Below are 22,253 nucleotides of genomic sequence, written 5' to 3' on the forward strand. Positions count from 1 at the left end.
CAGCGGCGCAGGAGGCCGGCGACGTCCTCGGCGCCAACGGCATCATGATGGACGCCTTCTACTCCGACGTCCGCACCGACCTCGCCGCGTGGCGCGAGTCCCGCGGACTTCCGGCCGACCCCATGAAGGCGTTCGCGGCATCCGGTTACCAGGAGAAGATCTGCGCAGACCGCGTCGGTGGCACCCAGGCCGGCTGGGGCGCCTGACCCCACCCGCATTCGGCACCACCCGTTGCCGTTTCGGACGACTGTGGCCGGCACACCGGCCGCAGTCGTCCGAAACGGCAACTCCTTTAAGTTCTGACGAGCAGAGAGTACGAAGATGACCACCAGCACGGATGCCGCAGTCGTCGCGGCCGTCGACCTCGGCGCCACGAGCGGCCGGGTCATGCTCGGCCACGTCGGGCCGAACGAGCTGCGCCTCCGCCCGGTGGCCCGCTTCGCGAACGGGCCGATCCGCCTGAATGAGGACGGGCATCCCTCGCTGCACTGGAACATCGTCGAGCTCTACCGCAATGTGCTCGCCGGTCTCAGGACCGCCGCCGCGGAAGAGCCCGCCCTCGTGAGCATCGGCGTCGACTCCTGGGCCGTCGACTACGCGCTGCTGCGGCAGGGGCGGATGCTGCAACTCCCGTACCACTATCGCGATGCGCGCACCCAGCCCGCTGTCGATCTCGTCCACCGGATCGCCGCCCCCGCCGAACTCTATGCGGCCAACGGACTCCAGTTCCTGCCGTTCAACACGCTCTACCAGCTGACCGCAGACCTGACCGCCGGCTCGCTCGACCAGGCCGACCAGGTGCTGCTCGTGCCCGATCTTCTGAACTACTGGCTCACCGGCGTCGCCGTCGCCGAACGCACCAACGCATCAACGACCGGCCTCCTCGGCGTCGGCAGCCGAGAGTGGGACGAACCGCTCATCGACCGGCTCGGCTTCGACCGCCGGATCTTCCCGCGCCTCGTCGATGCCGGGACCCGGATCGGTTCCCTGCTCCCTGACGTCGCCGGCGAGATCGGCGCCCGCGCCCCGATCGACGTGACGGCCATCGGCTCGCACGACACGGCATCCGCCGTCGTCGCGGTGCCTGCCCTCAGCGACGACTTCGCCTACATCTCGTGCGGCACCTGGGGGCTCGTCGGCGTCGAGCTCGAGGCCCCGGTGCTCAGCGCGGCAGGCCGCGCGGCCAACTTCACGAACGAGGGCGGCGTCGACGGCCGCGTGCGCTACCTGCACAATGTGATGGGCCTCTGGCTGCTCAGCGAGTCGATCCGCACCTGGGAGCACGCCGGCGAGACGATCGTTCTCGCCGACCTGCTGCGTGCGGCCGGCGAGGTCACCGGGCCCGTCGCCGTGTTCGACGCCGACGACCAGCGCTTCCTCGCCCCCGGGGACATGCCGGGCCGCATCCGCGACTACTGCCTCGAGCACGACCTGCGCGTTCCGCGCTCGAACGCCGAACTCGTGCGCAGCATCCTCGAGAGCCTCGCGGATGCCTTCGCCCGCGGCGTCGAGACCGCCGCCGCGCTTTCCGGCACCGACGTACGGGTCGTGCACATCGTCGGCGGCGGCTCGCAGAACCGCCTGCTCTGCCAGCTCACGGCCGACCGGCTCGGCCTGCCCGTGCTCGCCGGCCCCGTCGAGGCGACCGCGATCGGCAATGTGCTCGTGCAGGCGCGGGCCCAGGGCCTCGTCACCGGTTCGCTCGAAGGGCTGCGCGCCCTCGTCGCCCGCAGCTTCGTACCCGAGCGGTATACGCCGGTCCGGACTCTCGTCAGCCGATAGCCGGCACGGGGAAACAGGGGAAACAGAAAGGAGCGGCCGGCGCACACGCGCCGGCCGCTCCTGTTCTCAATCGACCAACCCGAGGTCTACCTTTCCGGTCGAGAGCGCCCGGTATACGGGTCACTCTCGACCGGAAAGGTGACTCTGGGATCAGTAGATCGAGGTGTACAGCGCGAGGATCTGCTCGACGGTCACGTCGCGCGGGTTACCGCCGGTGCAGACGTCGTCGAAGGCGGCCTGGGCGAGTGCCGGGAGGTCCTCCTCCTTCGCACCGATCTCGCGCAGTGTCGTCGGGTTGCCGAGGTCGCGGGCGAATGCCGTGACGGCAGTGACGGCCGCGGTGCGGGCATCCTCGACCGACAGGTCTGCGGCACCGGCGACCGCGAAGGCCACCGCGATGTCGCGGAAGCGGTCGCCGGTCGCGTCGGCGTTGAACGCCATCACGGGGGCGAGCAGGATGCCGTTGGCCACGCCATGCGGGGCGTTGTAGAAGGCGCCGAGCGGGTGGGCCATCCCGTGCACGAGGCCGAGGCCGACGTTGGAGTAGCCCATTCCCGCGATGTACTGGGCGAGGGCCATCCGGTCCGCGGCAACCGGGTCGCCGTCGGCGGCGGCGGCGAGGGACTCGGCGATCATCGTGATCGCCTTGAGGTGGAAGAGGTCGGAGAGTTCCCAGGCGCCCTTGGTCGTGTAGCCCTCGATCGCGTGGGTGAGCGCGTCCAGTCCTGTGGCGACCTTGAGCGAACGTGGCGCGGATGACATCATCTCGGAATCGACGACGGCGACGATCGGAATCGCGTGCGGGTCGACGCAGACGAACTTGCGGGAGCGTTCGACGTCGGTGATCACGTAGTTGATCGTGGTCTCCGATGCGGTTCCCGCCGTCGTCGGAACGGCGATGATCGGAACGGAGGCCCGCTTCGTGGCCGCGACGCCCTCGAGCGAGCGCACGTCCGCGAACTCGGGGTTGTTCGTGATGATGCCGATGGCCTTGCAGGTGTCCTGCGGCGAGCCGCCGCCGATGCCGATCAATACGTCTGCGCCCGAGGCCGCGAAGGCCGCGACGCCGCGCTTGACCGCTTCGATCGGCGGGTTCGGGGTGACGTCCGAATAAACCTCATAAGGGATTCCGGCATCGTCGAGGAGTGACGTGACCTTGCCGGTGACGCCGGTCGTGACGAGCACCTTGTCCGAGACCACAAAGGCCTTGGTGAAGCCGCGGGAGGCTATTTCACCGGGGATGACGCTAATGGCCCCTGCGCCGAAGTGTGCCGTTTGGTTCCAGATCATGCGAGTGATCATTGTCTGACTTCTCTCTGTGTGCGTTCAACGTTGAATCGTTTCACTTAGAGAAAGTCTACTCGCCGGAGGCACAGGGCATAGGCTTGTTTTGTACTCAGGCGCAGGCCCACCCCGGACCCGGTGGACCCGCGTCGCTCGCGATCCTCGTCACCGCCGCCGAGATGTCGACACCCGGGCGAATACATCCCCCCACCATTCCCCGGCGCCTCCATTTTCAGGCATCTATCGAGAAGAGCTCCCGTCTATGACTTCTCCGACATTTCCCCTTTCGCCAGCCCAGGCCCGCGACCGCATCCTCGGTTTGCGTGGCGTGCTCTTCGACCTCGACGGCGTGCTGACTCCCACCGCCGACGTGCACATGGTCGCGTGGTCCCGGCTCTTCACCCCCTTCCTCGAAGACCAGGGGGTGAGTCCCTCCTATAGCGATGCCGACTACTTCAGGTATATCGACGGCAAGCCCCGCTACGACGGCGTGCGCAGCCTCCTCGCCTCGCGCGGGATCACGCTGCCAGACGGCGACCCCACGGATGCCCCGACGCAGGACACCGTGTGCGGCCTCGGCAACCGCAAGAACGCGGCCTTCAACGAGACCCTCGCGGAAGACGGCGTGACTCCGTACCAGGGTTCCCTCGACTTCCTCGACTACGTGGTCAACGCCGGGCTGCAGGTCGCCGTCGTCACGAGTTCCCGCAACGGCGAACTCACCCTCGGGGCAGCGGGCATCCGTGATCGCTTCGGTATCGTCGTCGACGGCAACCTCGCCGCCGAGCGTCGGCTCGCCGGGAAGCCCGCGCCGGACACCTATGAACTCGGCGCCGAGCTGCTCGGTCTCACTCCAGCAGAGTGCGTCGTGGTCGAAGACGCCGAGTCGGGAGTGCAGGCCGGCCGCGCCGGTGATTTCGGGCTGGTCCTCGGCGTCGACCGCGGCGTCGGACCGCAGACCCTTCTGGACGCCGGAGCCGATATTGTCGTCTCAGACCTCGATGAACTGGTGCCCCGCCCGTCCGAGCCCAGCACGTCACCCGAAACCGCAACGCAGGAGGCCACCGCATGAACCTGACCGAAGAGGTCATCCAGGACCCTCTCGACCGCAATCGCTTCCCGGTCGACGAATGGGCCCTCGTCGAGACGGCGTTCACCGGAGCCGACATCGGACGCACCGAGACCCTCTTCGCGGTCGGCAACGGCTACCTCGGCCTGCGCGGCAACGTCGACGAGGGCAGGGACGGCCACGTCCAGGGCACATACATCAACGGTTTCCACGAGACCTGGCCGATCCGGCACGCGGAAGAGGCCTTCGGTTTCGCCCGCGTCGGCCAGACGATCGTCAACGCTCCCGACGCCAAGATGATCCGCGTCTACGTCGACGACGAACCGCTCGTGCTGACCCTCGCCGAGTTGCTCAGCTACGAGCGCCGGCTCGACTTCACCACCGGCATCCTCTCTCGCTCACTCGTCTGGCGCACGCCATCGGGCAAGCGCGTCCTGATCCGGTCCCGCCGGATGGTGTCGTTCACCGACCGGCACCTCGCGATCATCGACTACGAGGTCACCATGCTCGACGCGGATGCGTCCGTCGTGATCTCGAGCCAGATCCTGAACCGCCAGGACGGCATCAGCGAGTACGACCGGCCCAAGGGCTCGATGACGACAGACTGGGACCCGCGCAAGGCGGAGTCCTTCACCGACCGGGTGCTGCAGCCACGCTTCAAGCGCGCTTCCGGCGGCCGGTACATCCTCGGCTTCCGCTGCACGAACTCGGCGATGACGATCGCCTGCGCCGCCGACCACCAGATCGAGACAGCCAACGAGTTCGTCGAGTCCTCCGCTATCGGCGACGACCTCGCCAAGCACGTGTACACGATCAAGGCCAAGCAGGGCAATTCGATCCACATCACGAAGACGCTCAGCTACCACACCTCCGCGGGCGTGCCCACTCACGAACTCGCCGACCGGTGCGACCGCACCCTGGACCGCGCGCGGGACGAGGGCATCGAATCGTTCATCGCCCGCCAGCAGGAATGGCTCACCGACTTCTGGGCGCGCACCGACGTGCAGCTTCCCGGGCAGCCCGTGCTGCAGCAGGCCGTGCGCTGGAACCTGTTCCAGCTCGCCCAGGCCTCGATGCGCGCCGACGGCCAGGGCGTCTCCGCAAAGGGCGTGTCCGGCTCCGGCTACGGCGGCCACTATTTCTGGGACACGGAGGTCTACGTCCTGCCGTTCCTGACCTATACCTCTCCGAACGCGGCCCGCAACGCGCTGCGCTTCCGGCACGGCATGCTCGACCAGGCCAGGGACCGCGCGACGGAGCTCAACCAGCTCGGCGCCCTGTTCCCGTGGCGCACGATCAACGGGCTCGAGTCCTCCGCGTATTACGCGGCGGGCACGGCCCAGTACCACATCGACGCCGACATCGCCTATGCGCTCAGCCAGTACGTCGCCGCAACCGGCGACGAGGACTTCCTCGCCCGCGAGGCCATCGACATCCTCGTCGAGACGAGCCGGATGTGGGCGGACCTCGGCTTCTGGCGCGGCAACGGGCACGGCAACGACGTGTTCCACATCCACGGTGTCACCGGGCCGGACGAGTACACGACCGTCGTCAACGACAACCTGTACACGAACATCATGGCGCGCTCGAACCTGCGGAACGCCGTGACCGCGGTCCGCCGGCTGCGGTACATCGACCGCGACGCCTACGACGCCATGGTCGCCCGGCTGAACCTCCAGGACACCGAGATCGCCGAGTGGGCCTTCGCCGCCGAGGCGATGCACATTCCCTTCGACAAGGGCCTGGCCATCCACCCGCAGGACGCGCAGTTCCTCGAGAAGGAACGCTGGGACCTGTCCCAGACGCCTTCGCAGAACCGGCCGTTGCTGCTGCACTACCACCCGCTCGTGATCTACCGCTTCCAGGTCCTCAAGCAAGCGGATGTGGTCCTCGCGCTGCTCCTGCAGGGGGACCAGTTCACTCCGGAGGAGAAGCTCGCCGACTTCGACTACTACGACCCGCTCACGACCGGCGACTCGACCCTGTCCGACGTGGTCCAGTCGATCATCGCGGCCGAAGTCGGGTACCACGAGCTCGCGCTCCGGTACTTCACCTCCGGCCTGTTTGTCGACCTCGCAGACCTGCACCACAACGCGGCGGACGGCGTCCACGTCGCATCCGCCGGTGGAGTCTGGAGCGCCCTCGTCTACGGATTCGGCGGCATGCGCGACCACAACGGCCGGGTCACCCTCGACCCGCGGCTGCCGGAAGGCTGGGAGGGGCTCACCTTCCGGATCACGCTCAAGGGCACCCGGCTCCGGATCGACCTCAGGCAGGACGAGGTCGAGGTGACCGTCGAGGCCGGCGTCGAGGCGAAGCTCGCCGTGCGCGGGGCGCCCGCTTTCACGGTGCGTCTCGGCCAGCCCGTCATCGTCCCGCTCGAGCACCAGGGCGCCCGCACTCCCGGGGCTCCGTCGCCGGCTGCGATCGAGGGCGGACGTCGCGACGACGGCACCGTGATCACCTCGTCGATCCCGACGATCGCGCACCTGACCGACTTCATGGACCAGGTCGACTGATCCCGCCTCTCGTGCGCCGCCGGTCAGAGAAGCCGGAGGCGCACGAGGCTCTCCGCGGTGGCGAGGATGGCCTCCTCGTTGGACAGAGGTTCCCAGCCGAGCATCCGCCTGGCCTTGTCATGGGAGGCGTTCCGCGTCGTGCCGAGTTGCGGGGCGACCTGCCGGAGCGGGGCGCTGAACGGGGCGAGGACCCGGACGAGCCAGGTCGGCATCACCCGGCGGGGCACCCGACTCGCGACATCGCCGAGGTTCGACCTCAGCAGGGCTGCGATCTCCGGAAAGGTCATCGGGGGTCCGGCGACGGCGAGGAACCGTTCGCCGGGCGCGAGCGGGCTCGTCATGGCGCGCACGTGCAGGTCGGCGACATCGCGCACGTCGACGATGTTGGTCTCGATCCGCGGCACCGCGGGCACAGCACCCTTCAGGAGCCCGCGGAGGAGTTCGACGGAACTGGAGAGGTCTGTCCCGAGCACGGGTCCGAAGATTCCGACCGGGTTGATCACCGTGAGCTCGAGGGTGCCTCCCTCGCGATCGACGAAGTCCCAGGCCGCACGTTCGGCGATGGTCTTCGACCTGACGTATGCGCTCACTGAGGCGGTCGGGTCCGTCCAGTCGTCCTCGGTGAACGGGCGGTCCGGATGCTGGGCGCCATACCCGACGGCGGCGAACGAAGAGGTCAGCACGACCCGCCGCACGCCGGCGTCCCGCGCGGCCCGGAGCACCCGCAGTGCGCCGTCGCGGGCGGGGACGATGAGCTCGTCCTCGTCCGCCGGCTCACGTGCGGGGAAGGGTGAGGCGACGTGCAGGACGAAGGCGCAGCCGTTCACCGCTTCCGCCCAACCGGCGTCGGAGAGCAGGTCGGCGACGGTGAACGAGAGGGCGCTGCCGGCATCCGCCCCGCCCGCGGCGACCATCGCGCGCACCTCGGGCTCCCGGGTGAGGGAGCGCACCGTCGTGCGCACCCGGTAGCCGTCGGCGAGGAGCCGCACGATGCAGTGCGCGCCGACGAAGCCAGACCCACCGGTCACCAGAACCAGCTCACCACTCATGAGATCCTCTTCCCGTTGTAAAATCCCTGCACCGGCAGCTCGTCGACGAGAGGCAGTCTAGTGAGCGACTTCAACGAACAGATCATCTCGGAGTTCCGGGAGAACAACGGTCATGTCACCACGGCCGGGTTCGGGTCCAACCTCGTGCTCCTGCACACGACCGGGGCGCGCACGGGTGCCGAGCGCGTCAGCCCGGTGATGTCCATCCGCGACGGGGACGCCTGGCTCGTGGTCGCCTCCGCCGGCGGCCGGCCCCAGCACCCGGCCTGGTACTTCAACCTGCTCTCGCACCCGGAGACCTCCATCGAGACCCCGGAAGGGACGGTCGCGGTCACCGCGACCGATTTGGACGGCGACGAGCACGCCAGAGCCTGGGCGAAGATCATCGCCCTCGCGCCCGGCTTCGCCGGCTACCAGGAGCGGGCCGTCGAACGCCGGATTCCGGTGCTCCGGCTGGTCCGAAACGCCTGAGCGTCGCCTACGCCTGCAGTCGCCGCTCGAGATAGGGGGCCGTCCTGCTCTCGGCGTGGGTGGCGACGACCTCCGGCGGACCGGCCACGAGGATACGGCCGCCAGCGTCCCCTCCGGACGGGCCGAGGTCGATCACCCAGTCGGCCGCCGCGATGACGTCGAGGTTGTGTTCGACAACGACGACGGTGTTGCCTGCGTCGACCAGCCGGTTCAGCTGGGCGAGCAGGAGCTGCACATCCGCCGGGTGCAGGCCCGTTGTCGGTTCGTCGAGCAGGTACAGGGTGTGGCCGCGGCGGGCACGCTGGAGCTCGGAGGCGAGCTTGATGCGCTGGGCTTCCCCACCGGAGAGCTCTGTGGCGGGCTGGCCGAGGCGGAGGTAGCCGAGGCCGACCTCGCGGAGGGTCTCGAGGCTGCGGGCGGCCGCAGGCACGTCGGCGAGGAACCCGGCGGCATCATCGACGCTGAGCCCGAGGACCTCTGCGATGGTCTTGCCGCGGTAGTCGACCTCGAGGGTCTCCGGGTTGTACCGGGAACCGTGGCACGCCGGGCACAGGGCGTAGCTGCCGGGGAGGAAGAGGAGTTCAACGGTGACGGAGCCCTCACCGAGGCAGGTCTCGCAGCGGCCGCCGGCGACGTTGAAGGAGAAGCGTCCCGCCCCGAAGCCGCGGCTGCGGGCTGCGGGGGTGGCCGCGAAGGCCGCGCGGACCGCGTCGAACAGGCCGGTATAGGTGGCGAGGTTCGAGCGGGGGGTGCGTCCGATCGGCTTCTGGTCGACGGCGACAAGGCGGTCAACCGGGTCATCGGCGACGATCTGGCTGATCAGAGATGATTTTCCCGATCCGGAAACGCCGGTGACCGCGGTGAGGAGCCCGAGCGGGAACTCGGCGTCGAGATCCTGAAGGTTGTGCACGTTGACCCCGCGCAGGCCGAGCCAGGCATGTGGTTCCCTCCGCGCCGGCGCCGGGACCGCGGCATCCGTCGTGTCGGAAGCGGGGAACAGGAACCGCCGTGTCACCGACTCCGGGACCCCGGCGAGCCCGCCGACCGGACCGCTGTAGAGCACCTCGCCGCCGCCGGTTCCTGCGTGCGGACCGACGTCGATGACCCAGTCGGCGGCGCGCACGACGTCCATGTTGTGTTCGACGACGAAGACGGAGTTGCCGGAGGACTTGAGCTGCTCGAGCACGACGAGGAGGGGTTCGGCGTCGGCGGGGTGCAGACCCGCGGAGGGCTCGTCGAGCACGTAGACGACGCCGAAGAGTCCAGACCTCAACTGGGTCGCGATCCGGAGGCGCTGCATCTCACCGGGCGAGAGCGTCGGGGTGGAGCGCGAGAGGCTGAGGTAGCCGAGGCCGAGATCGACCAGCACCTCGATGCGCGCGAGCAGGTCGCGGCTGATCGTGGCTTCGACCCCGGCGGATGCCTCGCCGCGCCCGGCGGAACCGGCCTGCGTGAGCGGGCGGAGGGTATCTGCGAGGGTGGTGAGCGGCAGCCCGGCCAGCTGGGAGATGGAGAGCCCGGCCACCGTCACGGCGAGGGCGGCCGGGGTGAGTCCGCTCCCGTCGCAGAGCGAGCAGGGTCCGGACTCCACGAACCGGAGCGCGCGCTCCCGCTGACTCTGGCTCTGCGAGTCGGCGAGGGTGTGCAGGACGTAGCTGCGCGCACTCCAGAACCGGCCCTGGTACGGCTTGGCGACCCGGTCGCGCTGCGGCGTTATCTCCACGACGGGCTGCTCCTCGGTGAAAAGGATCCAGTCCCTGCTCTCAGCGGGGAGGTCGTTCCACGGCACGTCGACGTCGTAGCCGAGGGCGATCAGGATGTCGCGGAGGTTCTTGCCCTGCCAGGCGCCCGGCCACGCCGCGACGGCGCCCTCGCGGATGCTGAGGGTCCCGTCGGGCACGAGGCTCGCGCGCGTCGGGAGGTGCGCGATTCCGAGCCCGTGGCAGCGCGGGCACGCCCCGGCCACGGTATTCGGGGAGAAGGAGTCCGATTCGAGCCTGGGCGCATCCGCCGGGTACGTGCCCGCACGGGAATACATCATGCGCAGTGAATTCGACAGGGTCGTCAGGGTGCCGACCGTGGACCGCGAACTCGGCGTGCCGCGCCGCTGCTGCAGGGCGACCGCGGGAGGGAGGCCCGTGATCTCGTCCACCTGCGGGGTGTGGCCCTGCTGGATCAGTCGGCGGGCGTACGGGGCCACCGATTCGAGGAACCGGCGCTGGGCCTCTGCGAAGATCGTGCCGAAGGCGAGCGACGACTTGCCGGAACCGGAGACGCCGGTGAACGCGACGATCGCGTCGCGGGGCACGTCGACGTCGACATCCCTCAGGTTGTTCTCCCTGGCTCCCCGCACCCGCACGAAACCGGGGGTGGGAGAGACGGAGGGGAGAGACGAGGTCGGAGTATGCATCCGTCCGACCCTAGTCGCCGCACCTGACTGCGCGCCGATTCGGACAGCAGGCCAGGCCTGGGAACGATCGACTCAGTAGAACTCGACCGTGTTGACGATGTTGCGGAGGGGGAGGCCGTCGAGGAACCGGGTCGCGTTGTCGGCGAAGAGCTCGGCGATCCGGCGTTCCTCCTCAGCGTCGAGGGCGGCGGTGTGGGGGCTGATCACGACGTTCGGGAAGTCCCAGAGCGCGCTCGCGGTGTCGAGCGGTTCCTTCGCGAACACGTCGAGGGCGGCGAAGCCGATCCGGCCAGACTCGAGGGCACGGATGAGGGCGTCCTCGTCCACGACGGTGCCACGCCCGATGCTGACGAAGGTCGTTCCCGGCCGGACCGCGCCGAAGACGTTCTCACCGACAAGTTTCAGGGTCGCAGCCGTTCCCGGCAGGGCGACGACGATCGCGTCCGCGCTCGCGGCTCCGGCCGCGAGGTCCTCCGTTCGGATCAGCTCGTCGACGAAGGGAACGGGCAGTTCGTCCCTGCTCGTCCCGATCACACGCATCCCGAGCCCCTTCGCGAGCCGGGCGACCTCGCGCCCCACTCCGCCCAGCCCGATGACGAGCACCGTCTGGTCGCGCACCTGGCCGAGGGCCCTGCGCTCCGGCCACGCGTGCGCGCGCTGGTCGCTTTGGAGCACGGGCAGCTGCTTCGCTCCGGACATGATGCCGAAGATCGCGAATTCGGCGAGCGGGCCGCCGTGCACCCCGGCCGAGGTCGTGAAGACCACCCGGTCGAGATCGGCCTGACCCAGGCCTGCGGACTTGACCTGCGAGCCGCCGCCCGCCGCCATCACCTGCACCCAGCGGAGTCCCGGATTCGCCTCAACGGTTCGGCGAAGGGCGACCGGGTTCACGTCGGGAATGCCGAAGAGCACGTCGGCCGAGTCGAGCATCCGCTCGAAGTCGGCCTGCTGACCGGTCGTGCGCCGAAAGGCGGGGTCGCCGCGGTAGTCGGCAGGACGGCGCATCGGCGGCAGCAGGGCCTGGTCACGCACGAGCTCGATGCGGGGTTCCGCCCGCTCGATCAGCAGGCAGAGCTCCTCGCTCAGTGGTGTTGCGACGACGACGCGGAGCGATACGGTGGTGGTCATGCTGTCAGTCTCCCTGATCAAATGGATGCCGGCGCATGCGCCTCGAGGAATGTAGCGAGTCCGGCCCGGTCGGGCAGCCCCTCCTGGTCACCGCGCGACGTCGTGGCCAGCGCGCCGACCGCGCCGGCACGGTGCACCCAGTCGGCGAGTGAGAGCCCGTCGAGGGCCGCACTGAGGAGTCCAGCGGAGAAGCCGTCGCCCGCGCCGACCGTGTCGACGGCAGACACCGAGAACGGCGGGCAGCTCGCGTGCGTCCCGTCCGCGGCGAAGAGTTCGGCGCCGCGGGAACCGGCCTTGACCGCGACGACCGTCACGCCGCGATCGAGGTACCAGCGGGCGATTCCCGCCGGGGTGGTCTCCCCGGTGAGGATGTGCCCTTCGCTCGTGCCGGGCAGCACCCAGTCCGCCTGCACGGCGATCTCATTGATCGCGCGCACCATTTCCGCGGTGTCGGCCCAGAGGCTGGGGCGCAGGTTCGGATCGAAACTCACCGTCGCGCCGGTTTCACGTGCAACATCGACGGCCTGGGCGGCGAGGTTCCGCGGTCCGTCGCCGAGCGCGAGCGGGATCCCGGTCAGGTGCACATGCCCGGCACGGCGCACGTAAGCGGCCGTCGCCTCGGTGGGCGCGAGCGTACGTGCCGCTGAGTGCGACCGGAAGTAGACCACGAGCGGGTCTTCGTCCTCGCCCGGCCGGTTCTTCAGCTGGAACCCGGTCGGTTCGCTCGCGTGCAGGTCGACCTGGCCGACATCGATGCCGTTCGCCTCGAGCTGCTGCAGGACGAATTCACCGAACGGGTCCGTGCCGAGACGCGTGATGAACCCGACGCTATGGCCGAGCCGCCGCAGACCGACGGCGACATTGAATTCCGCGCCCGCCAGCCTGCGGGTGAAGCGGTCGACCCGAGCGAGCGGACCGGACTCCTCCGCGACGAACATCGCCATGATCTCGCCGAAAGTGACGACGTCGAAGTCCCTCTGGACAGTGCTGGGCATGTGGTTCCGTTCAGTCGCTGGTCGGTTCGGCGAGGACCCGGCGGATCTTCGCCAGTTCGCTCGCCGCAGTGGCCCGATCGGGGATCGGGTATTCGAGCACGACGGGCACGTGGGTCCCGATCTCGCGGAGCACGGAACGCCAGTCGACGTCGCCCTCGTCGAGCAGCACGGAGTGCAGCCCACCGAGGCGGTCGATGTCCTTCAGGTGGAGGACCGTCGCGTATCGTCCGAGTTCCCGGGCGGCGGCGACCGGGTCAACGCCCGCCCAGAGCCAGTTCCCGGCATCGAACGTGTACCCGATCGGAACGTTCTGGGCCCGCAGGTCGCGGAGGAGCGCAGCCACGACATCCAGTCGCCCGTTCCGCGCGGTCTGGTCGTTCTCGATCGTGACCCGGGCGGATGCCGCCAGCAGGGCCTCGACAAGGCGCCCGAGCCCTGTCAGCTCGTCACCGGGCTCGCCGATGTTCAGCTTGACGCTGAGAGCTCCGAGCATCGCCGCTTCGTCAAGGTAACCGGTCAGGAGAGGAGAGGCCTCACCGTCCACGAAGAGCGACTCGGGAACGGAGTAGTAGACCTCGAGTCCGGCCTCGGTCGCCAGGCCGGCGATCGTCAGGAGTTCTTCGTGCCGGGCCGCAGGCTCGGGCGAGAGGTACTCTCGGCGGATCTCGATTCCGGTGGCCCCGAGCGCGAGTACCTCGGCGACGAGGTCGGCCTGGACCGTGGTGGACGCGTCGAGGGCCTTTTTGTAGACCATGGTGTTGACGAACACCGGCCGGGAGCCGCTCACTGGAGTGCCGGTGCGCTGGGCGATGCCGCGGGGATTGTGCCCTGCAGCTTGAAGTCCGGCGTCGAGACGGCCTTCACCACGATCGTGAACACGACCGCGATGATCAGTGACAGGGCCATGAAGATATAGGACGCATCGTTCGACCCGGTGACGTTATTGAGGAAGCCGACGAAGTAGGCCCCTGCGAAGGATCCGAGTGCGCCGAAGCTGTTGACGAGGGCCATCGCGCCGCCCGCGACGTTCTTCGGCAGGATCTCGGGGACGATCGCGAAGAACGGCCCGTACGGGGCGTACATCGCGCCGCCGGCGATCACGAGCAGGATGAACGACAGCCAGAAGTTGGACGTCCCGACGAGGTAGGAGGCGTAGAACGCGACCGCCGCCACCAGGAGGAACGGCCAGATGAAGAGCTTCCGCTTCAGGAGCCGGTCGGAGAAGAACGAGGCGACCACCATCAAAACGGTCGCGAGCAGGTACGGAATGGCGGTGAGCCAGCCGATGATCACGATGTCGAAGGACGACGCGGTCTTGATGATCGAGGGGAGCCACATGACGAAGCCGTAGACGCCGATGCTCCAGAAGAAGTACTGGATGCAGAGCTGGATGACGGCCTTCTGCTTGAATGCTTCGCGGTAGTTCGGCACGGCGTGCAGTCCGACCTGTTCCCGGGCGAATTCGTCGTTGATGTCCTTCTTCTGGCCTGCGGACAGCCACTTCGCGTCGTTCGGGGAGTTGTCGATCATACGCAGCCAGACGAAGGCCCAGATGATGGAGGGGAGACCCTCGATGATGAACATCCAGCGCCAGCCAACGCTGCTGACGAGGTAGGCCGAGACGACGGACATCCAGAGCACGGTGACCGGGTTGCCGAGGATCAGGAAGGTGTTGGCCTTGGAGCGTTCGCCGCTGGTGAACCAGTTACTGAGCAGGATGAGCATCGCGGGCATGATGGCCGCCTCGACGATACCGATCGCGAACCGGATGACGAATAGCACCCAGATGTTCGTGACGATGCCGATGCAGCTGGCCAGGATGCCCCACAGGATCAGCGCGTAGAAGATCAGCTTCTTCGCGCTCCGCCGTTGCGCGTAACTCGCGCTCGGCACCTGGAAGAAGAAGTAGCCGAGGAAGAACAGGGCTGCAAGGAAGGCCGAGGCGCTGGCCGTGATGTTGAGGTCTTTCGCCATCCCCGCGGCGGCGCCCAGACTGTAATTCGAGCGGTCGAGGTACGCCAGGCTGTAGGTGATGAAGATGACCGGCATGAGCCGTGACCATCGGGATGACGCGAGTTTCTCGCTCATGAACTGAATCTCTTCCTTGAGAACTACCGCAGGGCACACCAACACATGTTCCATTGGGCGGAACACCGTTTGCCCTGACGGAATGAGCCTACGCTCAGGACTGCTCCGGCTGAGAACCCGCGCGACACACGGGCGCGCCGCCGTGAAATCCAGCTCGAGATCAGAGTTGAACGTTATATCGTTAGGTATCGTCGAGCTCTGGTACGGCGCTGAGGAGGTCATCATGAGTGGTTCATTTATGGGAGACGGATTCCCGGGTCGCAAGGGCGGACCGGGCGAAGGTTGGGCCGGAAACGCCATCTGGGAAGCGATGGAGCAGTTGCGCGGGCAGTTCGAACAGAAGGTCGGCACGAGGGTCGGGCGCGGCGACGTCCGTGCCGCGGTGCTCGCGCTCCTCCTGGAGCAGCCGATGCACGGCTACCAGATCATCCACGAGATCGAGGAGCGCAGCAACGGGGCGTGGAAGCCGAGCCCCGGCTCGGTGTATCCGGCGCTCCAGCTGCTCGCCGACGAGGGTTTCATCACGGCCGAGGAGGCCAACGGTCGCAAGACCTATGCGCTCACGGACGAGGGCCGCGCGGTAGCGGATGCCGCAGCCGAGACCTCCGCCCCCTGGGAGGCCCCGAGTGCCCGCGACAGCGGCCGGGCGACCGCACTGCCCAAGGCGGGAATCGGCCTGGCCCAGGCCGCCGCGCAGGTCGGGCGCTCCGGCAGCCCGGAGCAGGTGGACAAGGCCGTCGCCGTGCTCGACGAGGCGCGTCGCCAGTTGTACTCCATCCTCGCCCAGGATTGAACGAGTGCCCGAAGCACGCCGGCGTCAAGGAGATCCGATGACCGACGACGGGAACATGCGCGCCCGCTACCGCCGGATCCTGCGGTTCGCCGCGCGGTACCTGGTGCAGACCTGGTGGTACGAACTGTTCCTGCCCCGGATCGGACTCGCCCGGCTCTCGGCGCGCAACCGGTCGGCGCGGCTCCAGCGCATCGCGCAGCGCTTCCACGTGCTCGCGGTCGACCTGGGCGGCCTCATGATCAAGGTCGGCCAGTTCATGTCGTCCCGGCTCGACGTGCTGCCGCCCGAGATCACCAAGGAGCTCGAGGGCCTGCAGGACGAGGTCCCGGCCGTGCCGTTCCCGGCCATCCGGGCCCTCGCCGAGTCCGAATTGGGGGTGACACTCGAGCGCGCGTTCTCGTTCGTCGACCCGACCCCTCTCGCCGCGGCATCCCTCGGTCAGGTCCACCGCGCGCGGCTCTCGGAAATGGATGCTGCCGAGACCGGCCTGCTGGACGTCGTCGTGAAGATCCAGCGGCCGGGCATCGGTGCGATCGTCGACGTCGACCTCCGGGCCCTTCGCCGCGTCGCCGGCTGGCTCAGCCACATTCGCCTCGTTTCGGATCGGGTCGACATGCCCGTCCTCGTCGAGGAGTTCGCGGTGACGAGCCTCGAGGAGATCGACTACCTGCACGAGGCCGCGAGCGCGGAACGGTTCGCGGGGAACTTCGCCGACGACGCCCGCGTCAGCGTTCCCGAGCTCGTGTGGGAGCGAACGACGCGGCGGGTGCTGACCCTGCAGGACGTCACGGCCATCAAGATCAATGACGTCGATGGGCTCAGGGCGGCAGGCATCGATCCGTCTGAAGTCGCCACCGAGTTCGCGGCGGTCATGTTCGACCAGCTCTTCGTCAACGGCTATTTCCACGCCGACCCGCACCCGGGCAATATCTTCGTCACCCCCCTCGCCACCGCGGATGCGGCCACAACAGCGGATGCTCCAGGCCGGGCCTGGAAGTTCACGTTCATCGACTTCGGAATGATGGGCGAGGTACCCGACGCGCTGCGTCGCGGTCTCCGGAACCTGCTCATCGCCGCCGCGTCCCGCAACGGCAAGGGCATGGTGGACGGCATTCGCGAGGTGGGCGTGCTCCTGCCCTCCGCGGACACCGCGGAACTCGAGAGGGCGCTGACGGCGCTGTTCGCGCGTTTCGGCGGGATGGGCTTCGCCGAGCTGCAGGAGGTCGATCCGCGCGAGTTCCGCGCCTTCGCGAACGAATTCGGTGATGTGGTGCGCACCCTGCCGGTCCAGCTGCCGGAGAACTTCCTGCTTATCGTGCGCGCGATGTCGCTGACCAGCGGGATGTGCAGTTCGCTCGACCCGGCCTTCAACATCTGGAACGCCGTCGAGCCGTACTCCGCGCAGCTGATCCGGGCCGAAGGCGGAAACCTGGTGCAGGATCTCGCGAAGCGCACGGTGGCGGCCGCGGGACTCATCGCCCGGCTGCCCCAGCGGCTCGATACCCTGATCACGCGGGTCGAAGACGGCAACCTCACGGTGCAGACCCCACGGCTCGAGCGCCGCCTGGGCAGTCTCGAGCGAACGGGACGGCGGATCATCTCTGCGGTCCTCTTCACCGCCCTGCTGATCGGCGGCATCCTGCTCCGTGCCGACGACGTCGTCTTCGGAACGGTGCTCATGGCCGTGTCCGTGCTTCCGCTGCTCCACGCCACCCTCGCCGGCGCCGTCGCCCGCCGAGGACCCCTGCCCTAGGGAGCTGTCGAAGTCCCGGCCGACGTCACCGCCCGGCACCGAGGTGACGCCGGGCGTCGGAGTACGCGGACGACCACACCAGTTCGTGATCGGCAGGCGACGACGCTCCGCAGGCGAGTGACTCCTCGGCGATCAACAGCGTCGAAGCTAGCCCCGCCAGATAGCGGGATTCTGCGGAGAGTCGCGTGTCGGGGGCGAGGCTGGAGCTCACGACGGTCAGCTCGAGGACGCCTCGACGAATCGATCCGGCAGCATGGGCGACGACAAGGGTGCTCGCGACGTAAAACCCGATGCAGGACGTGATCACCAGGAGTCTCGGTGCGCCCGCCTCAACAAGCGTTACGAACTCTCCGAACACGGCCACCAGGCCGAGCACCGTCCAGCCGCGCCACACGCGAACCCGTCGGCGCTGCCGTGCGGAGATCCCCGCCGGATACAACACGAGCCGCTGGCTCGTGCTGCCGTAGCGACCGGCCGAAACCGTGTAGCTTCCCCAGCGGCAGCGTCCGTCGAGGAGTGGCGAGAGCCACCGACTGAGCGTGAGTTCCGAGAGGTCCATTCGAGCGCTGTTCACCAATCCAGCGTCATCCCGGGCGCAGGGGGGCCGCGCCATCCTTACGGAATCCATGCGCCGAAACGGAGTTTCCCTACGGATTCACTACGCTCGCGCTACTCCCGTCCAGGCAAGCAGCCGGATGTTGGGCGTGCCGTCATCCGCCACCACAGCCGTCTCGGCTCAATGGGTTCACCTTCGCCACGAATGCGGACGGGAGCGAGTCCTCCGCTCGGTGATGTAAGTTGCTGGTCGGACCGACAATATCGGCCGATGCCATGCTAGGTTTCCCACGAAGACTACAGCGTGGGTTCAAGCGGGGGGCTAGCCATGATTCGTCTCAGAGCGACCAGCAGAGCCTGGATCGCGGCAGCATTGGTCTGTGCATCGTGCCTCGGCCTGACGAGTTGTGTCGCCAACGACTCCACCACGGAGATCCGGCTGTTCCTTGCGCAGAAACCCGGTCCCGAAGACGCACTTCCCTCGGCGCTCAAGGCTGCAAGTGACGGCCTCGATGCCGCTTCCAGTCGGTTCGTCGGCACCACCAGAGATGTGAGCTATTTCGTCTCCAAGTACACGGATCCGCAACGAGGCACCCCGGGCTTCTGCCTGATGGTGGCAAAACTGCCGGACGGTCCTTCGAATTCGTTCTGCGGTTCCGCAGACGGAATGTGGACGTCTGGAAGCGGCACCGGCGGAGCACGGGTCATCGAGAGCAACGACGAAGTTCCCGAGGGGTGGACCCGTCTGAGTGACTTCCTCATCGTCAATCCGGACGCTAAACCTTAGGAATCAGCCGAGCTGAGCAATCCTCATGAAACTGTGGATCTCGTGTGGATCTACCCGATGGCTGCCTGAATTTCGGGATGTGAACCACAATTGAAGGCAGTTTTCGCACAGGACGCATCGCAGCACCGTCGTCACCTCCGGTCGCCCGATGAGGAAAGTTCCGCTCGTCTGCTCTCACCCTGGAGGAAGGACCATGACCTCAGTTCCGGCCCACCGGCGCACTCGCGGACCGGCTGCACCCCACCACCGAGTGAACGCCTCCCGCGTCTCCCGCAGCGCGTGGACCGCGCTGAACTGGCTTACGTCCCTTGCCGTCGTGGTCGTGATGACCGCATCGGCGGCGGCCATGGTCACTGCTGCCCCGGCGGTCTCCCCGGCTGCGCCGGCGATCGTGCCGGACAGCCGGCCGTGACCGGTCATCGACAATCGCCCCGGCCGCCCGTTGCGGCCGCGCTCATCAAGACACTGATCGTGATCGGCGCCGTCCTGTCTGCGGCACTCGCCTTCGTCGACGTCCGGTTTCCTGTCCAGTTCGACTCGGCCATCCTCGCTCACACCACCGGATTCCTGGCCGGATATGTCGTCACGGTGATGGTGGTCCTGATGTCGCGCGCACCGTTGCTCGAACGCTCGATCGGTGCCGACCGGCTCGCCCGCTGGCACGGCGTCGGCGGTCGCGCCTTCATCGTCCTCCTGGTGATTCATGTGGTCGCGGCCGTGCATTCCTGGATGCTCAGCCACTGGGAAGATGCCTTCACGGCATCCCTCGCCGTCCTGGGCATGCCCGGGCTGGTGGCCGCGACCGCCGGGACGGTCCTGTTCGGCGTGATCGCGGTCATGTCGGTGCGGGCAGCCCGGCGCTCGGTCTCCTACGAGACGTGGCACGGCATCCACCTGCTCAGCTATATCGCCCTGGCGCTCTCGTTCACGCACGAACTGGCCGGGCCCGACCTTGCCGGCAGGCCCGGGCTCCAGATCGCCTGGACCCTGTTCTTCGTATGCGCACTGGGCCTGGTGCTCCGCTACCGCGTTCTCAAGCCGCTGGAGCACGCCTGGCGCCACCGCCTCCGGATCGAACGCCTGGTGCCCGAGGCGGACGGCGTCGTGAGCGTCATTCTGCGCGGGCGGCACATCGACGAACTGCGCGTCGAAGCGGGTCAGTTCTTCCGCTGGCGATTTCTGGCGCCGGGGGTCTGGCGCTCCGCGCATCCCTTCTCGCTGTCTGCGCCTCCCGGCGATGACCTGCTCCGAATCACCGTAAAGGCGCTCGGGAACGGCAGTCACACGCTTCACTCCCTCCGGCCGGGCACGCGCGTGCTCGCCGAGGGGCCGTACGGGGCCATGACGCACCGGAAACGCACTCGTGAATCCGTTCTGCTCATCGCCGGCGGCGTTGGGATCACTCCCATGCGCGCACTCTTCGAAGAGCTCGAGGTCGGCGACGGCTCGCTGACCCTCCTCTACCGGGCCTCCCGGGACGATGACGTGATCTTCCGCGACGAACTCGAGGAAATCGCCCGGTTGCGCGGTGCCTCGATCGTGTGGATGATCGGGCCGTCCACAGATCCCCGGAACAGCATGACCGGTGCGAACCTGACTCGGCTCGTCCCCGACGTCGCTGCCCGCGACGTCTACGTGTGCGCATCGCGCGGTCTGTCCAGGGCTGTCCGGTCGGCGCTGAAGGACGCCGGACATCCGCCTGCCCGCCTGCACGAGGAAGTCTTCGCGTTCTGACGGCGCAGCCAGAGTCGCCTGCGTCCGCTCGAAAACGACGAAAGGCCCCCGGTTACCCGGGGGCCTTTCTTGTCCGACTGGATCATTCGACCCACTGTGCGCGAGGGGGGACTTGAACCCCCACGTCCTTTCGAACACTGGCACCTGAAGCCAGCGCGTCTGCCAATTCCGCCACTCGCGCGAACTTAGAGAGGCTAGCACTAATCGGGGTGCGAATGCCATTCGTCCAGCCGCCGGGCGAGGCGGGAAGGGGCGCGCAGCATCCGCCCCGTTTGCCGTCTCGTGACCCTCTCGGACGCGAGTCATGCGAGACTGCCTCCTGGCCGGACAGAAACGGACCCACCTCCGTGCCCATAGCCGCCTCCCGTAGGATGACAATTCCGGTTCCATGTGCCCGGCGGGCGAGTTAACACGCGAGGCAAGTAACATGCTGATAGCCGAAAGGATCGGATCGGGAGACCTGTGGGCATTCTGGATAACTTTGAAAAGGGCCTTGAGCGCGCCGTAAACGGCGCATTCGCCAAGACCTTCAAGTCGGGACTGCAGCCGGTGGAGATCACCTCCGCGCTGCGTCGCGAACTGGACACCAAGGCAGCTGTGGTGTCCCGCGACCGCATCCTCGCGCCCAATCGCTTCACCGTCCGCATGAGCCACACCGACTTCCAGCGCATGACCAACCTCGGACCCGCACTCATCGACGAGCTCACCGACCTGGTCCAGCAGCACGGCAACGAGCAGCGCTACCAGTTCGCCGGCGGCATCTCGATCAGCCTCTCCGACGACCGCGGCCTCAGCGAGGGCATGGTCCAGATCGACTCGTCCACCGTCAAGGGCAGCGTCACCTGGACGCCCGTCGTCGACGTCGGCGGAAAGCGGTACCCGCTCCGCAAGTCGACCACGGTCATCGGTCGTGGCACGGATGCCGACATCACCATCGACGACACCGGCACCTCCCGCCGCCACGTCGAGATCACCTGGGACGGCGCCCGTGCGCAGGTGCGCGACCTCGGCTCCACGAATGGATCCCAGCTCAACGGTGTCGCCGTCAAGCAGGCGATCCTCGAACCGGATTCGGTCATCACCATCGGCCGTACCCGCATCGTCTTCCGGGTGCTCGCCCAGGCCCACGCGGATGCTCCCGCTGCCGACCAGCGCTCCGATCTGCCGGCCGCACCGCACGAGCGCCACGATATGGGCGGATTCTGGGGGCCCTCCGCATGAATGTCAGCGAGCTGACCCTGCTCGTCCTGCGGCTCGGGTTCCTTCTCGTGCTCTGGCTCTTCATCTTCGGCATCGTCTATGCCCTCCGCAGCGACCTTTTCGGCCAGAGGGTCCGCAAGCAGCCCAAGGACGGCGCCCCCGCGGTGGCGTCCGCAGGACTCGCCGCAGCATTCCCGTCGGCCGTACCGGTCGCGGCACCGGTGATGCAGGCCGCTCCCGCCTTCGTCCAGCCGCCGGCGGCATCCGCTGCGGCACCGACGGAACAGTTCTCGGCGCAGGCCGCGAAGGACGACCTCGGCCCCGGCGACAAGGCCACCGCCCAGAACGCGACCAGGCTCGTGATCACCTCCGGCCCGAAGGCCGGCACCGAATTCCCGTTGACCGTGGATTCGGTCACGATCGGTCGCTCCGCCGATTCAAGCCTCGTCATTCGCGACGACTACACGTCGACCCACCATGCCCGGCTGATGCTGTGGAATGACAAGTGGATGATCCAGGATCTCGATTCGACAAACGGCACCTTCCTCGCGGGCGTACGCCTCGCGGTTCCGACACCTGTCCCCTTGAACACCACCGTCAAGATCGGCGCGACCAGCTTCGAGCTTCGGCGGTAGG

Annotated in this window: 19 protein-coding genes, 1 tRNA gene and 1 pseudogene; 12 read left to right on the top strand and 9 right to left on the bottom strand. The window is 67.9% G+C overall.

All coding sequences use genetic code 11. The features are described from left to right. Nucleotides 1–206: pseudogene (locus E3O46_RS01430) on the top strand (L-rhamnose isomerase); the annotation flags it as partial. A 115-nt stretch (nt 207–321) separates the two neighbouring features. After that, nucleotides 322–1,782 carry a rhamnulokinase gene (locus E3O46_RS01435; RefSeq protein WP_134560971.1) on the top strand — a complete coding sequence of 487 codons (1,461 nt, stop codon included), beginning with the start codon at nt 322–324 and terminating at the stop codon, nt 1,780–1,782. Between the two features lie 150 nt (nt 1,783–1,932). On the opposite strand, the gene fucO is transcribed toward E3O46_RS01435, so the two are convergent. Continuing rightward, complete coding sequence (gene fucO, locus E3O46_RS01440) at nt 1,933–3,072, bottom strand: lactaldehyde reductase (RefSeq protein ID WP_241975203.1); 1,140 nt, start codon at nt 3,070–3,072, stop codon at nt 1,933–1,935. 256 nt (nt 3,073–3,328) lie between these two features. On the opposite strand from fucO, the gene E3O46_RS01445 reads away from it, so the two are divergent. Next, complete coding sequence (locus E3O46_RS01445; RefSeq protein WP_134448622.1) at nt 3,329–4,138, top strand: HAD family hydrolase; 810 nt, start codon at nt 3,329–3,331, stop codon at nt 4,136–4,138. Further along, nucleotides 4,135–6,654, top strand: coding sequence for a glycoside hydrolase family 65 protein (locus tag E3O46_RS01450; protein WP_134560972.1), 2,520 nt, complete (start codon nt 4,135–4,137; stop codon nt 6,652–6,654). The genes E3O46_RS01445 and E3O46_RS01450 overlap by 4 nt, the downstream gene beginning before the upstream one ends. Nucleotides 6,655–6,677: 23 nt before the next feature. Here the strand turns inward: E3O46_RS01450 and E3O46_RS01455 are convergent, their stop codons facing one another. Continuing rightward, nucleotides 6,678–7,703, bottom strand: a complete 1,026-nt coding sequence (locus tag E3O46_RS01455) for an SDR family oxidoreductase (RefSeq protein ID WP_134560973.1) — start codon at nt 7,701–7,703, stop codon at nt 6,678–6,680. A gap of 60 nt (nt 7,704–7,763) precedes the next feature. Between E3O46_RS01455 and E3O46_RS01460 the strand changes: the two genes are divergently transcribed. Next, on the top strand, nt 7,764–8,174 hold the full coding sequence (locus E3O46_RS01460; protein ID WP_134448616.1) for a nitroreductase/quinone reductase family protein: 411 nt from the start codon (nt 7,764–7,766) through the stop codon (nt 8,172–8,174). Nucleotides 8,175–8,181: 7 nt separating this feature from the next. Here E3O46_RS01460 and E3O46_RS01465 read toward each other — a convergent pair whose 3' ends face one another. The 5 genes from E3O46_RS01465 to E3O46_RS01485 form a co-directional block, all read right to left on the bottom strand. Then, a complete protein-coding gene (locus E3O46_RS01465) occupies nt 8,182–10,584 on the bottom strand; it encodes an ATP-binding cassette domain-containing protein (protein WP_134560974.1) in 2,403 nt (800 codons plus the stop codon). 72 nt (nt 10,585–10,656) lie between these two features. Continuing rightward, a complete protein-coding gene (locus E3O46_RS01470; protein WP_134560975.1) occupies nt 10,657–11,712 on the bottom strand; it encodes a D-2-hydroxyacid dehydrogenase in 1,056 nt (351 codons plus the stop codon). A 17-nt stretch (nt 11,713–11,729) separates the two neighbouring features. Further along, the gene (locus tag E3O46_RS01475) at nt 11,730–12,707 is read right to left on the bottom strand and encodes a sugar kinase (RefSeq protein ID WP_134558170.1); all 978 of its coding nucleotides are present in this window, start codon (nt 12,705–12,707) and stop codon (nt 11,730–11,732) included. Between the two features lie 10 nt (nt 12,708–12,717). Beyond that, nucleotides 12,718–13,494, bottom strand: coding sequence for a sugar phosphate isomerase/epimerase family protein (locus tag E3O46_RS01480; RefSeq protein WP_134560976.1), 777 nt, complete (start codon nt 13,492–13,494; stop codon nt 12,718–12,720). Then, entirely contained in the window at nt 13,491–14,795 is a 1,305-nt protein-coding gene (locus tag E3O46_RS01485; RefSeq protein WP_134448606.1) for an MFS transporter, read from the bottom strand. The genes E3O46_RS01480 and E3O46_RS01485 overlap by 4 nt, the downstream gene beginning before the upstream one ends. 223 nt (nt 14,796–15,018) lie before the next feature. Here E3O46_RS01485 and E3O46_RS01490 point away from each other — a divergent pair, with 223 nt between their 5' ends. Both E3O46_RS01490 and E3O46_RS01495 read left to right on the top strand, forming a co-directional pair. Next, complete coding sequence (locus E3O46_RS01490; RefSeq protein ID WP_134448604.1) at nt 15,019–15,588, top strand: PadR family transcriptional regulator; 570 nt, start codon at nt 15,019–15,021, stop codon at nt 15,586–15,588. Between the two features lie 37 nt (nt 15,589–15,625). Continuing rightward, the gene (locus E3O46_RS01495; protein ID WP_134558172.1) at nt 15,626–17,341 is read left to right on the top strand and encodes an ABC1 kinase family protein; all 1,716 of its coding nucleotides are present in this window, start codon (nt 15,626–15,628) and stop codon (nt 17,339–17,341) included. Between the two features lie 25 nt (nt 17,342–17,366). Here the strand turns inward: E3O46_RS01495 and E3O46_RS01500 are convergent, their stop codons facing one another. Further along, nucleotides 17,367–17,900: a DUF6611 family protein gene (locus E3O46_RS01500; RefSeq protein WP_134448600.1), complete on the bottom strand. Its 534-nt coding sequence runs from the start codon at nt 17,898–17,900 to the stop codon at nt 17,367–17,369. Between the two features lie 324 nt (nt 17,901–18,224). Between E3O46_RS01500 and E3O46_RS01505 the strand changes: the two genes are divergently transcribed. The 3 genes from E3O46_RS01505 (at nt 18,225) to E3O46_RS01515 (ending at nt 20,417) form a co-directional block, all read left to right on the top strand. Beyond that, nucleotides 18,225–18,683, top strand: a complete 459-nt coding sequence (locus E3O46_RS01505) for a hypothetical protein (protein ID WP_134558173.1) — start codon at nt 18,225–18,227, stop codon at nt 18,681–18,683. Between the two features lie 193 nt (nt 18,684–18,876). After that, the gene (locus E3O46_RS01510) at nt 18,877–19,095 is read left to right on the top strand and encodes a hypothetical protein (RefSeq protein WP_134448596.1); all 219 of its coding nucleotides are present in this window, start codon (nt 18,877–18,879) and stop codon (nt 19,093–19,095) included. Beyond that, entirely contained in the window at nt 19,092–20,417 is a 1,326-nt protein-coding gene (locus E3O46_RS01515; RefSeq protein WP_198413674.1) for a ferredoxin reductase family protein, read from the top strand. Before E3O46_RS01510 ends, E3O46_RS01515 begins: the two co-directional genes overlap by 4 nt. Before the next feature lie 97 nt (nt 20,418–20,514). Here E3O46_RS01515 and E3O46_RS01520 read toward each other — a convergent pair. After that, nucleotides 20,515–20,598, bottom strand: a tRNA-Leu gene (locus E3O46_RS01520). Between the two features lie 281 nt (nt 20,599–20,879). On the opposite strand from E3O46_RS01520, the gene E3O46_RS01525 reads away from it, so the two are divergent. After that, the gene (locus tag E3O46_RS01525) at nt 20,880–21,638 is read left to right on the top strand and encodes an FhaA domain-containing protein (RefSeq protein WP_134560835.1); all 759 of its coding nucleotides are present in this window, start codon (nt 20,880–20,882) and stop codon (nt 21,636–21,638) included. Continuing rightward, the gene (locus E3O46_RS01530; RefSeq protein ID WP_134448592.1) at nt 21,635–22,252 is read left to right on the top strand and encodes an FHA domain-containing protein FhaB/FipA; all 618 of its coding nucleotides are present in this window, start codon (nt 21,635–21,637) and stop codon (nt 22,250–22,252) included. Before E3O46_RS01525 ends, E3O46_RS01530 begins: the two co-directional genes overlap by 4 nt. The last annotated feature ends 1 nt before the right edge of the window (nt 22,253 follow it).

Source organism: Cryobacterium glucosi (genome assembly GCF_004402235.1).
GTDB lineage: Bacteria > Actinomycetota > Actinomycetes > Actinomycetales > Microbacteriaceae > Cryobacterium > Cryobacterium glucosi.